This is a genomic window from Dellaglioa sp. CoH-56-MRSF-11, assembly GCF_056782135.1.
Genome location: NZ_JBXAYE010000001.1, coordinates 1 through 14,431, shown reverse-complemented (window position 1 = coordinate 14,431; position 14,431 = coordinate 1). Strand labels below are relative to the sequence as shown.

At 34.7% G+C, this 14,431-nt stretch carries 13 protein-coding genes and 1 other annotated feature; of the genes, 8 read left to right on the top strand and 5 right to left on the bottom strand.

Annotated elements, in window-relative coordinates:
* Positions 1-96: 96 nt before the first annotated feature.
* Entirely contained in the window at positions 97-318 is a 222-nt protein-coding gene (locus AC1RPT_RS00065) for a hypothetical protein (RefSeq protein WP_481761126.1), read from the bottom strand.
* A 274-nt stretch (positions 319-592) separates the two neighbouring features.
* Between AC1RPT_RS00065 and efp the strand changes: the two genes are divergently transcribed.
* Positions 593-1,156: an elongation factor P gene (efp, locus tag AC1RPT_RS00060; protein ID WP_409021902.1), complete on the top strand. Its 564-nt coding sequence runs from the start codon at positions 593-595 to the stop codon at positions 1,154-1,156.
* A gap of 61 nt (positions 1,157-1,217) precedes the next feature.
* The gene (gene yidA, locus AC1RPT_RS00055) at positions 1,218-2,027 is read left to right on the top strand and encodes a sugar-phosphatase (protein ID WP_481761127.1); all 810 of its coding nucleotides are present in this window, start codon (positions 1,218-1,220) and stop codon (positions 2,025-2,027) included.
* Between the two features lie 64 nt (positions 2,028-2,091).
* On the opposite strand, the gene AC1RPT_RS00050 is transcribed toward yidA, so the two are convergent.
* Both AC1RPT_RS00050 and AC1RPT_RS00045 read right to left on the bottom strand, forming a co-directional pair.
* Positions 2,092-3,606, bottom strand: coding sequence for an ABC transporter permease/substrate-binding protein (locus AC1RPT_RS00050; RefSeq protein WP_481761128.1), 1,515 nt, complete (start codon positions 3,604-3,606; stop codon positions 2,092-2,094).
* Positions 3,594-4,565 carry an ABC transporter ATP-binding protein gene (locus AC1RPT_RS00045; protein WP_481761129.1) on the bottom strand — a complete coding sequence of 324 codons (972 nt, stop codon included), beginning with the start codon at positions 4,563-4,565 and terminating at the stop codon, positions 3,594-3,596. Before AC1RPT_RS00045 ends, AC1RPT_RS00050 begins: the two co-directional genes overlap by 13 nt.
* A gap of 251 nt (positions 4,566-4,816) precedes the next feature.
* On the opposite strand from AC1RPT_RS00045, the gene AC1RPT_RS00040 reads away from it, so the two are divergent.
* From AC1RPT_RS00040 to AC1RPT_RS00025, 4 genes are all read left to right on the top strand, one after another.
* Positions 4,817-5,260: a MerR family transcriptional regulator gene (locus tag AC1RPT_RS00040; protein WP_481761130.1), complete on the top strand. Its 444-nt coding sequence runs from the start codon at positions 4,817-4,819 to the stop codon at positions 5,258-5,260.
* Between the two features lie 39 nt (positions 5,261-5,299).
* Positions 5,300-5,707: a cupin domain-containing protein gene (locus tag AC1RPT_RS00035; RefSeq protein WP_481761131.1), complete on the top strand. Its 408-nt coding sequence runs from the start codon at positions 5,300-5,302 to the stop codon at positions 5,705-5,707.
* Between the two features lie 17 nt (positions 5,708-5,724).
* Positions 5,725-6,045 (top strand): carboxymuconolactone decarboxylase family protein, encoded by a 321-nt coding sequence (locus AC1RPT_RS00030; protein WP_481761132.1) that lies wholly within the window; start codon positions 5,725-5,727, stop codon positions 6,043-6,045.
* 418 nt (positions 6,046-6,463) lie between these two features.
* Positions 6,464-7,438, top strand: coding sequence for an aldo/keto reductase (locus tag AC1RPT_RS00025; protein WP_481761133.1), 975 nt, complete (start codon positions 6,464-6,466; stop codon positions 7,436-7,438).
* Positions 7,439-7,574: 136 nt separating this feature from the next.
* Here AC1RPT_RS00025 and spxB read toward each other — a convergent pair whose 3' ends face one another.
* Together spxB and AC1RPT_RS00015 are read right to left on the bottom strand one after the other, a co-directional pair.
* Positions 7,575-9,314 (bottom strand): pyruvate oxidase, encoded by a 1,740-nt coding sequence (gene spxB / locus AC1RPT_RS00020; protein WP_481761134.1) that lies wholly within the window; start codon positions 9,312-9,314, stop codon positions 7,575-7,577.
* Positions 9,315-9,457: 143 nt separating this feature from the next.
* Positions 9,458-10,405 carry an NADP-dependent oxidoreductase gene (locus AC1RPT_RS00015; protein ID WP_481761149.1) on the bottom strand — a complete coding sequence of 316 codons (948 nt, stop codon included), beginning with the start codon at positions 10,403-10,405 and terminating at the stop codon, positions 9,458-9,460.
* A 163-nt stretch (positions 10,406-10,568) separates the two neighbouring features.
* Positions 10,569-10,770, top strand: a binding site (T-box leader).
* Positions 10,771-10,827: 57 nt separating this feature from the next.
* Between AC1RPT_RS00015 and tyrS the strand changes: the two genes are divergently transcribed.
* Together tyrS and AC1RPT_RS00005 are read left to right on the top strand one after the other, a co-directional pair.
* Positions 10,828-12,084: a tyrosine--tRNA ligase gene (gene tyrS, locus AC1RPT_RS00010; protein ID WP_481761135.1), complete on the top strand. Its 1,257-nt coding sequence runs from the start codon at positions 10,828-10,830 to the stop codon at positions 12,082-12,084.
* Positions 12,084-14,126, top strand: a complete 2,043-nt coding sequence (locus AC1RPT_RS00005; RefSeq protein ID WP_481761136.1) for a cation:proton antiporter — start codon at positions 12,084-12,086, stop codon at positions 14,124-14,126. Before tyrS ends, AC1RPT_RS00005 begins: the two co-directional genes overlap by 1 nt.
* Positions 14,127-14,431 lie beyond the last annotated feature (305 nt).

Genomic DNA, 14,431 nt, shown 5'->3' with positions numbered 1-14,431 from the left:
AGTTAAATTAGCAGTTGAATCATGAGCATAATTTTGTAAGTATTTTATAGAAGAACCTCCGGCGGTACCTGAGGAAGTAAATGTTTTGGCAAAAAATTAACCTTGTAGGGAGTCAATATCATTAGAATTAAACGTGATTGTACCACCAGCGAAACCAGTGACATTCGTGGCAGCCCCCATTGGATAACCTACAGGAGGCGTGTATGATGTAGCAGCTTGTGTAGTATAAATTGGTAACGTTAAAAAGAACAAGCTGAAACAAAGGATGATAATCGATTGATAGGTAGTAGATGAGTTAATATATTTGTTTTTTAGCAAAATAAGACTTCCTTTCAAAATAATTAAAAAATTAACTATTTGATTATATATATATTATAGCCTTGCTAGTATAGGATGTGTAGAGATATTGTCGAAGTATTTGGACAAATATAGCTTATAATTTGGATATACGATTAATAATAAAGAAAATGCGCTATTTTTGACTTTTTATTTAATAAAATCCAGTGATGTTTGTAAGTGTCACTATAGATTAAGCCTTTTCAATTTGGTATACTCAATGAGAAACGTTTTATAAAAAGGGAGATAATAAATTATGATTGAAGCAATTAACTTAAAAGCCGGAATGACTTTTGAACAAGGCGGTAAATTAATTAAAGTTTTAGAAGCAAGTCATCATAAACCGGGTAAAGGTAACACAGTTATGCGTATGAAATTACGTGACGTTCGTACTGGATCAACTGTTGAAACAACAATGCGTCCAGAAGTTAAGGTTGAACAAGCTAATATTGAAACAAAACCAGTTCAATTCTTGTACAACCAGGATACAATGGCTATTTTTATGGATTTGGAAACATATGAACAATATGAAATTCCAAGAGAAATTATCGAACATGAAGCAAAATTCTTATTGGAAAATATGGAAGTTAAAATCCAATTTTACGGTACAGAAGTTATTGGCTTAACATTACCAACTGTTGTAACATTACGTGTTACTGAAACACAGCCTTCAATCAAAGGCGCTACAGCAACTGGTTCAGGTAAACCAGCAACAATGGAAACAGGACTTGTTGTTAATGTTCCTGATTTCATCGCAGCAGATGATGTTCTTGAAATTAATACACAAGAAGGTACATACCTTAAACGTGCACCTAAATAAGATTGAAAAGGTAGTCTCTTGAGACTGCCTTTTTTTAATCATTTAAAATGAGGAGATTACTATGGGAATTAAACTAGTTGCAATAGATATTGATGATACGTTACTAAATCCAGAGGGTAGATTAGCAAAAGAAACAATTGATGCCGTCAAAAAAGTGACACAAAAGGGAATTAAGGTTGTCCTTTGTACGGGACGACCTTTAGCTGGTGTGGTTGGATTTCTTGAACAATTAGGGATTAGTGGGGATGACCAATATGTCATTACCTACAACGGTGCAATTATTGAAACAGTAAGTGGAAAACGTCTAGCGCAACATACGTTAACCTTTGATGAGTATATAGCTGCAGATAAATTAAGTTATGAATTAAATGTTCATTATAATATTTTAGATGATGAGAGCCGAATTTATACATCTAATAAAGATGTTGGTCGTGTGACCGTTATTCAAGCAGCTGAAAATAATGAAGGATTATTTGTACGAAATCCAGAGGAAATGTCACGGGACTTAACCGTTTCTAAAATTATGTTTGTGGATGAACCTGAAGTTTTAGACGCACAGATGATTAATATTCAAAAAATATTTGATGATAGTTATTATGTTGTACGTAGTTTGCCAGAATTTTTAGAAGTTTTGAATAAAAAAGCTAATAAAGGAAATGCATTAACAGATTTAATTGCAGAACTGGGATTAAAAGAAGAAGAAGTTATGGCAATGGGAGATCAACATAATGATTTAACGATGTTTGCCGTAGCCGGAACGACTGTTGCGATGGGAAATGCCATTCCTGAATTAAAAGAAGCAGCAACTTATGTAACAGAATCGAACGTTAATCATGGTGTTGCGGTTGCATTAGAACGTTATGTAGGTTAAATAACGATAAAATATAAAAAAGTTTGGAGTCCGCATGAGGTTAGCGAGATTCCAAACTTTTTATTTAGTCTAAAAGATGTTGCTTTGTTAAGTAGTCGTGTGCGACGGTACTTGCTGGGACATTTTTAACATCAACTAGATAATTCATTTTTTGCATATCTGTATCAGAAATTTTTCCGGTTAATTTATTTAAACTTTTTTTGATGGATGGATATTTTTGTGAGATGCCCTTTGCAACAAGTGGGGCGCCTTGATAAGGTGGGAATAAAGACTTGTCATCTTTTAATGTGACCAAATTATATTTGACGAGCTGACTATCAGTTGAATAGGCATCAACTAAATTTACATTACCATTCACAATGGCTTGATAGCGAAGTGCTGGTTCAAAAGATTTAGTGTTAAATGACAAATGATACTTGCTTTGTAACCCTTTGTAACCATCATCACGGTTTAGAAACTCAAGCGTAAAGCCTGCCTTTATTTTTGAAGATACTCGTGATAAATCAGAAATTTTTGATAGATGGTATTTAGTTGCAAAGTCTTTAGTGACAGCGACAGCATAGGTGTTTTGATAAGCCATCGGATTTAAATAATCTAAATCTGATTTAACTTTAATTTCGGTTTTTGCTTGCTGGTAGGCTTTATTTTCATTTGTACTTTTGAGTGGTGATTTTACTAACTCTTCAAGTACCGTACCTGAAAATTCTGGGTAAATATCGATTGAATTAGATTTTAATGCAGAGTATAGAAAACTCGTTTTACCAAAATTTGGTTTTAAAGTAACCTTGATATTGGCGTCGTCTTCTTGAATTAAATCTTTATACATATTAATTAGAATTTCAGGTTCTGCCCCCATTTTACCAGCAATGACTAATTCTTTTTTCTGATGTGTGAAAGTATTGATTGTGGCACCAACAGCAAATAGGAATCCTAAAGTAATTAATATAATGGTAATTGTTTTTATCTTTAAATTCTGCAATTGCCGGATTAAAACACTGAAAACAATAGCTAGAATAATAGAACTCAACGCGCCAATAATAATCAAGCTCATATCATTTCTATCAATTCCCAGCAAAATAAATGTTCCTAACCCGCCAGCACCAATTAAAGCAGCTAGTGTTGCGGTTCCAATAATTAGAACAAGCGCAATACGAATGCCTGAAATAATTAGTGGCATAGCTAAGGGTAATTCAAATCGAATAAGTTTTTGCGCACGTGTCATACCAAATGCAGTTGCGGCTTCTTCTAATGATGGATCAATACCAGTTAAACCTGCATATGTGTTCTGAAAAATGGGCAGTAAAGCATAAACAACTAATGCGATAATTGAAGGTAGTGTTCCAATTCCGACTAGTGGAATTAATAGCCCTAGCAGCGCGAGTGAAGGAATTGTCTGTAAAACACTGGTAATTTGCAACATAATTTCTGCTGCTCTTTTATGCTGTGCTAACCAAATTGCTAAAAAGACGGCAATGATGGTTGCAATCAGCAATGAAATTAATGATATCTGTAGATGTTGAAGAATAGCGGTCCATAAATCAGCACGGTGCATTTTAAAAGTTGTTATTAAATTTGCCATTGGTCATCCACCTCGCTATCAGACATGCTTGCACCATAACGAATTAAGCATTGGGCATCAACTGCACCAATGAGATTCTGGTCGTTATCTTTAACATTTATAATTGTATATTTAGAAAGTAGAGATATGAGTTCTTTAAATGTTGTTTGAGTTGAGGTGACGTGATTATTAGCGAGTTCATCAATTGGAAGACTAAATGATTTTTGAATCATTTCAGCTAAATTAAATTGCGTGTTGGATACGTCTAACCCAAAAAACTCTGAAATAAAATCATTTTTTGGTGCATTTCTAATTTCGTCAGGGGTACCAACTTGAATGAGATTGCCATCATGCATAACACCAACACGAGTTCCGAGGCGAAGAGCTTCAGACATATCATGCGTAATGAAAATAATGGTATTGTGTAGTTCCTCATGTAAATCGATGACGATATCTTGTAATGTTTTTTTTGAGATAGGATCCAGCGCACTAAATGGTTCGTCCATTAAAATTAATTTTGGTTTAGTTGCAATTGCTCGTAAAATACCAATTCGTTGTTGCTCGCCACCGGATAAATCGCTAGGCATTCTCTTACGATATGCTTCAGGCGGTAAACCAACACGTGTTAATAAGGCATCGACACGTTCTCTTTGTTTGTTTTTAGGCCATTTTTGTAATTCTGGTAATAAGCTGATATTTTCAGCAACTGTCATATTAGGAAATAAAGCAATCTGCTGTAAGACATAGCCAATCTGTGAACGTAAAGTATGTAACGGAATCTGATCAATATTTTGATTTTCAAAGTTAATAGTACCCGAGGTGGGCTCAATTAATCGATTAATCATTTTTAAAGTTGTCGTTTTACCACTACCACTAGGGCCAACAAGAACAAAAAGTTCCCCTGTATCAATATGTAAGTTTAAGTCGTTTAATACGGTAACTGTTTTGAATGTTTTGTTTATGTGTTTGAAATCTAACAAAAGCTAACCCTCATTTCTTCTTATTTTATATGTAATATATCTGGAAATGGTAACTATTTCGATGTAACTCTACATGAATGAAAATTATTAAGCAAAGATTTTGTTTTAAAATGTTGGAATTAAATTTTAGTGTAGGAACGGTCTGAATTGATGGATGGAGTAAGCCTTAATATTAAAAATAATATGTAGAAAAGCTTGACTTAGAGTCAACTCTAAGTGTTTTAATAGAAACTATTGAAGGAGGCGATTGAATGACTAATGAGCAACAATATAAAATTGGTGAGTTTGCTAAATTAGTTGGGTTATCAAGTTTTACATTGCGTTACTATGAAAAAGAAGGCTTAATTAAGCCTCACCGTAATTCGGCAGGCTTACGTTATTACACGGAACATGATATTAAATGGGTAGGATTTTTGCTTCATCTTAAAGGGACAGGGATGCGGATTAATGAAATAATTAAATACGTTGAACTACGAGCACAAGGTGATGCAACCATTAAAGAACGACGCGAGATGCTCAGCAAGGTAAAAGAAAATGCACTGTCTGAAATGGTAGAATTACAGCATAATATTGAAATTATTTCTCATAAAATTGATTGGTATGACAGAAAAGTTTCACACAGAACAAATGGAAACGAAGTGTCAGAAGATATTAGTTTTGAAAAGTATCTAGAACAATTCGCGATATACGATTAACGCTAGGTTAACCGTATAAAATAAAGTGAGGTAATTATAATGAATGAGGAACAAATTAAAAACGGTCTTTTTCCAATAGGTGAAAAAAATGAAGCATATAAAGATTTCTTTGTTGGTCAAAGTTATTTAGACATGTTAGTGGCGGATCCAGATATAAACGTTGGTGTTGGAAATGTTAGTTTTGAACCTGGAACACGTAATAATTGGCACATCCATCACGACGGTTACCAACTATTATTGGTCACTGCCGGTGAAGGTTGGTACCAAGAAGAAGGTCAACAAGCACGACGTTTAAAAGCTGGTGATGTTGTTGTCACAAAAGACGGGATTAAACATTGGCACGGTGCTACAAAAGATAGTTGGTTCTCACATGTTGCTATTACAGCAGGGACACCTGAATGGTTAGAAGCTGTTGATGACGAAACGTACGGTAAATTAAAAGATTAATAGGAGGATATTATATTATGGTAAAGAAACAAACAGCAGGTCGCGATAACTTAGGCGAATTTGCACCTAAATTTGCAGAATTAAATGATGATGTTTTATTTGGTGAAGTTTGGTCACGTGAAAGTGAATTACCAGCACATCAACGCAGTATTATAACAATTTCAGCTTTGATTTCAGGTGGTAACTTTGAACAATTGCCAGCACATATGGCAATTGGCAAAACAAATGGAATTACGAAGGAAGAAATTGCTGAAATTATCACACATTTATCTTTCTACGTTGGTTGGCCTAAAGCTTGGTCTGCATTTAATATTGCAAAAGATGTTTTTGAAGACTAATTATTTAAAAGTGGGACATGAATTAAATAAATACTGGCTCCGTACTTTGTCAAAAGTATCGAGTCAGTATTTTTGCTTACCTAATTATTTCTTGAGGTCTTGTCTGATTAAAAGTGAAATTATAACAATCGTAATCGCGGCAATAATAAATTCTACATTCAAAAAGTGTTTATTTATGAAAAATGCAACAATGACTCTAACTATGGTTGCAATAGCTAACGTTAAGATGAATGTTTTAATATAATGGACATTTATATAATCGTTTATTTTTTTAAACATGGACTCAACTCCTTCAGTTACCTAATAATAGTGGCACAAATTAATAAGATAAGCGAATTTTAAGTAACATTAAATGATTGTCCAGCAGACGTGAAAGCGCTATAATATAATTTGTAATTAGTTTAGGAGGAGATAGTTAATGTATCAAGCAAATGAAAAACGTTATGATAAAATGATTTATAATCGCCTCGGTAATAGTGGATTAAAAGTTTCTGCTATTGCCTTAGGCTTATGGAAGAACTTTGGGGATGAGACACCTTTAGCAACGCAAAAAGATATTATTGAAACAGCATTTGATAATGGAATTACTTATTTTGATTTGGCAAATAATTACGGTGATGGTGCTGCCGAGAAGAATTTTGGGCGCATTTTACGTGAAGATTTAAGTGCCTACCGGGATGAAATGGTTATTTCGACGAAGGCAGGTTACTATATGTGGCCAGGTCCTTATGGCGAATGGGGTTCAAAGAAAAACTTGTTTGCCAGTATGGATCAATCATTACAACGTATGCAGCTAGATTATGTTGATATTTTCTATCACCATCGTCCAGATCCAGATACACCGTTGGAAGAAACAGCTGAAGCTTTGGATTTACTCGTTCGCCAAGGTAAAGCCTTATATATTGGAATTTCAAATTATCGGGCACCAGAAGCTGAAAAGATGATTCAATTACTAAAAGCTAAAAATACACCTATCGTTGTCCACCAACCTAGATATAATTTATTAGATCGTTGGATAGAAGATGGATTAAAAGATGTTTTAAAACAAGAGCAGATAGGAACAGTTGCTTTTAGTCCTTTAGCACAAGGGTTATTGACTGATCGTTACTTGAATGGTATTCCAGACGATTCTAGAGTGAAACGATTTGATACCTTGTCTACTGAGAGAGTTGAATCAACACTTAAAAAGGTTCGTGAATTAAATGAAATTGCAAAAAATCGCAACCAGACATTGGCTGAAATGGCGCTATCTTGGGATTTGAAAGATAATTCTGTTTCGTCGGTTATTATTGGTGCTAGTCGTGTGAGTCAATTAAAGGATAATTTAAAGGCATTAGAGCATTTGGATTTTGCACCAGAAGAATTAGCAAAAATTGATAAAATTGTGAAATAAGAAGAGGTATATAAAGAGAACCCTTGGGATTGAAATGAAATTCAATCCCAAGGGTTCTCTTTATATCTTTTTTTGTTCTATAAAAAATGTATTTTAACTTAATTAAGCTAAGATACATCAATTAAATAAAAACTATTTAATCTTGATTTTCAAGGATTTCTCGAAATGGAATTAAACCCTCTGCTTGGTATTCTTTAACAAAAGCTTTAACAGCATCTGGATCTTGTGTTTTAGGATCAATAATGAGCTGTTCAACAGGAAGTGGACGGTCAGAAGTTACTTTAACATCGATAACAACAGGCACTTTTGAACCTTTAGCTTCAGCAAAAGCAGTTTTTAATTCTGCTAATGTCCGGACGGTATACCCTTTAGCTCCCATGTCGTTGGCAATTGCGCCCCAATCAGCATCAATTAAATCAATACCTGAGTGTGGTTGTTGTTTATCATCTTGTTCAGCGCGGATGAATCCAAGTTCCTGATTGCTTAAGACAACGTTGATGATAGGCATGTTGTATTTAACTTGTGTTAAGACATCTTGCATGACCATCGTCCAACCACCGTCACCAGAAATTGAGAAAACTTGACGGTCTGGAAAGGCAGAGTGAGCCCCAATTGCTGCGGGTAGTGCATACCCCATCGTTGCGTACCATGCGGATGTTGTAAATTTATTTTTCTCACCAAGACGTAAGAAACGCATTGCTTCAATCGTTACATTACCAACATCAATTTGGAAAATTGCATCGTCATCTTTAATTTTATTAATTTCATTGAAAACTGGTTCAAAACGAAGTGGTTTACTGTCATCTTCAGTAAAGCTATCAATCCATTTAATCCAGTTTTCTTTGTTAGCGATGGCAGCTTTGTACCATTTTGTTGGTGCAACTGGTGTTTTAACGGCCTTATTTAATGCGATTAAAGTTTCCTTACCATCGGCTAAAATAGGGACATCAACTGAATGACGTTTACCTAATTTTTCAGAATCAATATCGACCTGAATAAATTTAGCATCTGGAGAAAAGAAATATTCACCAAATGGAAAATCAGATCCAATGAAAAGAACAGCATCAGCGCCACGAAGAAGGTCAACGCCGGGTTTGCCAGCAACTCGTCCAGCAGAACCCATGTATGCTTTGTAATCATCAGGAATAATTGTTTTAGCAAGCGCAGTTGTTGCGATTGGTAATGATAATTTTTCAGATAATTCAATTAATTCTTTTCCAGCGCCACGAACACCTTTCCCAGCATAAATAATTGGTGTCTTAGCTGTTGTTAAAATATCTAAGGCATCTTGAATTTGTTTATCACGAGGCATCGGATAAAGAGGTTCTTGGTGTGTTGCGGCTGTTGAAACAAAGGTGTCATCGATTTCTTGCCAACCTAAATCGGTCGGAATTGTGACAACTGCGACGCCATTATATTTGTAGGCTTGACGGATAGCTTCATCAACAACAATGGGTAAGTTTTCGGGTGTAGTAGCTGTTCTGTTATAAATAGAAACATCCTCAAACATTGGATTTTCATTCATTTCTTGGAAGTAATTTGTATTCATCACTTGTGTACCAACTTGGCCGACTAAGGCAAGAACAGGAACACCATCATATTTAGCATCGTAAAGTCCGTTTAATAGATGGACAGCACCGGGACCAGCGGAACCAAAAGTAACACCTAATTTTCCAGTTACTTTAGCTTCACCAACTGCTGCGAGTGCGCCGACTTCTTCATGACGAACTTGTACATAATTAATTGTATTTTTACGATTATGTAGTGCATTCATTGTTGAATCAAATGAACCACCTGGCAACCCATAGACGGTTTTAACGCCCCAATCTTCTAAAACTTTGAGCATGGCATCTGATGCATTAATTTTTTTTGGCATAATAGTAAATCTCCTTCTTGAAAAATTTTATTCTACAAGGATAGTATAAATCTACCAATGAATTAACACCAGTGAAAGCACTTACTTTTAGTAATTAAAAAAGGTAGTTCAGACAAAAAAGTCTGAACTACCTAAATAGGGTTTTATTTAAAACGAACGATAATTTTACCAAGTGCATGATGAGATTCACTACGATCGTGAGCTTCTGCTACACCTTCTGCAGAGAATTCATGAACTGAATCTAAGGTCACTTTTATAGTGCCATCTTCAAGCATATCAGCTAATTTAGTTAATTCTTCACCATTTGGGTCCAACCAAATTGAATCAAAAGTCACATTTCTTGCTTCAGCAAGACCTGCTGTTTTTTCAGAATCCATCCCAGTAATAGCAACTAAACGACCTGTGCCATGTTTTAAGATATTAACTGATTTTTCTTGTGCGTCACCACCGATTGTATCAACTACAAGGTCGATATCTTTTAAGATTTCCGCAAAATCAGTTTCATGGTAATCAATGACTTGGTCAGCGCCAAGTCCTTTAACAAAATCAATATTCTTCGAGCTAGTTGTGGTAATAACGTAAGCACCAACTGATTTAGCAAGTTGAATAGCGAAAGAGCCAACGCCACCTGAACCAGCATGAATAAAGACTTTTTCACCTTTTTCTAAATGACCATGATCAAAAAGGGCTTGCCATGCAGTTAAACCAGCTAAAGGAACAGCAGCAGCTTCTTCAAAGCTAATATTTTTAGGTTTTGGTGCAAGCAAATTAGCATCAACAGCAGTATATTCGGCGTAAGTACCAAAACGAGTCGTGGCAGGGCGTGCGAAGACTTCATCACCAATTTTCCAATCGGTTACGTTAGCGCCTACTTCTGTGATAACACCCGACACATCCCAACCTAAAATAATAGGAAATTGCCAGTTAAGCATACCTTGTAAAAAGCCTTCACGCGTTTTCCAATCAATTGGATTAATTCCAGCTGCTTTTTCTTGAACAATTACTTGATCCGCCGTCATTTCAGGCATAGCTACTTCACGTTGTTTAAGTTTATCTTGTCCGCCAAATTCATCAATTACAACGGCTGACATCATTTTCTTTTCTGTCATCGGATTCCTCTTCTTTCCAGTTACTTTTAATTTGTAAGTGAATTGTATCGAATAACGAAATAGAATGCAATCAAGACACTCTTTTATAGTATTAATATTCTTATGGTTAAAATTGACATTTAGACTTTATTTACGTATATTATAGCTATAAGTGATGAAGTAGTTCAGTAATTTATCGATCAATTTTAAAGAAACCTGGTGGTCGCTGGAAATCAGGAATTATCGATGAGTGAAGTACGCTATGGAGCTAACAACGATTCATCTCGTTAACGATGATTGAGCGATTAGCTACTATATTATGTAGATAATAACTTGGGTGGTAACGCGGAAATTAATTCGTCCCTGATATCTTTTTTAGATATCAGGGATTTTTTTATACTTATATTATATAGGAGGAAACAGAAATGAATATTATTGACGAACTAGAATGGCGCGACGCAATTAATCAAACGACAGACGAAGATGGGTTACGTGAACTAACGTCTGAAAAATCAATTGGCTTATACTGTGGGGTTGATCCAACAGGGGATAGTATGCATATCGGACACTTAATTCCATTTATGATGTTGAAAAGATTTCAATTAGCAGGACATCATCCATACATCATTATTGGTGGTGGTACAGGTTCAATTGGTGATCCAAGTGGTAAAAAATCTGAACGTGTGCTGCAATCGATGGACCAAGTTCATCATAATGAGCAAGCTCTCACTGCACAGATGACCAAATTATTTGGACAAGATTCAAATATTTCAATTGTAAATAACTATGATTGGTTATCAAAAATTAGCTTGCTTGATTTCTTACGCGATTACGGTAAGTTATTTAATGTAAATAGCATGCTCGCAAAGGATGTTGTTGCAAGTCGTTTGGAAGTTGGTATCTCATTCACGGAATTTACATACCAAATCTTACAATCAGTTGATTTCCTACATTTACACAAGCACCATGATGTTCAATTACAAATTGGTGGGGCTGATCAATGGGGGAATATTACTGCAGGAATTGATCTTATTCATAAAGAGCTAGGTTCAGACACAAAGGCATATGGGCTAACAATTCCACTAATGCTTAAGGCTGATGGTACTAAATTTGGTAAAACAGCTGGTGGCGCAGTTTGGTTAAATCCAGAAAAAACAACACCATATGAATTCTACCAATTTTGGTTAAATCAAGACGACCGGGATGTTGTGAAATATTTGAAATTTTTCACATTCTTAACGTCAGATGAGATTGCTGAATACCAAAAATCAGTTGAAACAGCTCCAGAAAAACGTGAAGCACAACGCCGCTTAGCACGAGAAGTAACAGAATTTGTTCATAGTCCAGAAGCTGTAATTGAAGCCGAACATATTTCTGCAGCTTTATTTTCAGGCGAAGTGAAAGAATTAACGACGAGTGAAATTGAACAGGGGTTTAAAAATATGCCTTCTGTTGAATTAGCAGCAGAACCAGAGAATATTGTTGAGTTATTAGTAAATACAAAAATTGAATCATCAAAAAGACAAGCACGTGAAGATATCACTAACGGGGCTATTCGTATTAATGGTGAAAAAATTCAAGATTTAGATTTTATGATTGATCCTGCTACAGAATTTGATGGCAAATTTGTGATTATTCGTCGTGGTAAAAAGAAATATTGGTTAGGACGCGTTAACGCATAATGGCACTATTTTATGTAATAGCTTTTCTTGTGGCGGGGATTATTATTTCAAATGTAATTCACGAAATTCTTCCTAAAATACCAGATGCTTTTATTCTTATTGTAATTGGTCTGTTGTTGTCATTAGTACCAGTCATGGCTAATTTCGAATTAGAACCAGAATATTTTATGTTATTCATTATTGCACCACTTATGTTTAATGATGGGCAAAAAACATCTGTTAGGGGGATCCGTAAAAATTTTCATGCGATACTTTTATTATCAGTAGTTTTAGCGCTTATTACAGTTGTAATAGTAGGGTTGTTAGCGAATCGATTAGAAGTTCGATGGACATTGCCACTTGCAATAGCACTAGCTGCGATTGTGACACCAACTGACGCCATAGCAGTAAAATCCTTAACATCAGCATCAAAACTTGATTCAGGGGTTAATACTGCCTTAGAATACGAATCATTATTTAACGATGCAAGTGGATTAGTGATGTTAAATTTGGCATTATCTGTGATGGAAAAAGGAACATTTTCCATCTATAGCGGATTATTTCAATTTATTTTTGTTGCAGTTGGTGGTATTGTAGTTGGGGTTATGGCAGGTGGAATCTTAGTTATCGTTAGAACGTATTTTAATAAGAGGGTAACTTCACCAGAATTAACGATTATTCCAATTGCGTTGTTAACACCATTTATTGTTTATTTATTGGCGGAAAGTCTAGGGACATCGGGAATTATTGCTGTTGTAACTGCAGGGATTGTTCATAATATTGAATCCGAGCGTTTAAAATTAACTGCAACACGTGTCCAGTTAGTTTCGTCAACAATATGGGATACGTTGACCGCAATGCTTAACAGTATTGTATTTATTTTATTGGGAATTAGTTTACCTGAAATTTTCCGGGCACTGATTAAACTTGGAACGAGTCAGTCGTTTGAGTTGTTGAGTCTGGGTTTGATAATCTATGTAGTCATGATTGGTATCCGATACACTTGGGCATTAATTGGAAAAGAACCACATATTGCTGCCTTTTTCGGTCCTTCAAAATCAAAAAAAAGACGAAAAAATGCATTTGTTTTTGGGTTGAGTGGGGTACACGGAACAATCACGTTATCAATGGCATTTTCATTACCAATGTTAATAAATGGACGGGCTTTTCCGTATCGAGAAGAAATTTTAATCATTGCAACTACTGTCATATTATTAAGTATGATAACACCAGCATTAGTGTTGCCTAAAATCTTACTAGCTAAAAAGTTATCATTTAATAAAGAAGAATTAAATTTTTCACGAATACAAATGATTGATTACGCTAGTTTACATTTAACAGAACGTATTCAATCTAACGATGTGAGATACGCGGTGATTCAACAATTACAATCACAAAAAGGGTTTAATGATATTCAAGGGTATGATAAACATCAAGAATTATTTAAAAAAATTAATGAAATTGAAGATGAATTTTTAAATAGTAATGAGATAAAAGAAATTTATCCTGCCCGAGTACTCAGTACGTACAGAAAAATTTTGGATACAGATTATGGTGGACAACGATTAAGTGTTAATCGAATCATTCGATCAGTAGAACATCAGGTTAGGCATGAAGCGTGGCATATTAGCCATGGGCAAATAACTCGTGGACAGAGAAGTAAGGCCAGGAAACAATGGGCTAAAGATAATATAGAAAAAATGCAAATACACAATGATTTCCGATCATTATTATGGGACTTGGAGAATCAATTGCATGAAGTAATTGAACAATATTTACATGATTTAACAAAAGAACGTTTGGCTAATGCACATGGACAACTAGATGATATTCAGAATGTTGAAAGATTTATCGAAGATCGACAAAGACACTTTCGTAGAGATTACGAAGAGAATGAAAAAATATCAGTAGATTTATTTATTCAAGCATTTCAATTAGAATATAATTATGTTCAAACACAATATATAGCAGGAATAATTAACGAGCAACTTGCTAATAAGTTGTATGATGAAATAAATCAGGCGCAAACACTACAAATGCAGCAACTATTAGTTGAACATTAAATAAAAAATAATTTCAAAAATCAGGATTAATAGTCTATTTTTGAAATTATTTTTTTATTTAAGACCTATAAAGTAATTAAAAGTACAGATGTATACGATTACATCAATATTTTTAGATTTAATTTAAATAAAGGCTTGACGAAGGTCATTATTCTTGGTAAAGTAATAAACGTTGCCTCAGTAGTAAACAACTAATTCAAATGTGACCAGTTAATTAATTAAAAAAAATCTTGACAATTAACGAAATCCTTGATATGATATAAAAGTTGTCAAAAGCAACCAAGTAGATCTTTGAAAACTGAACA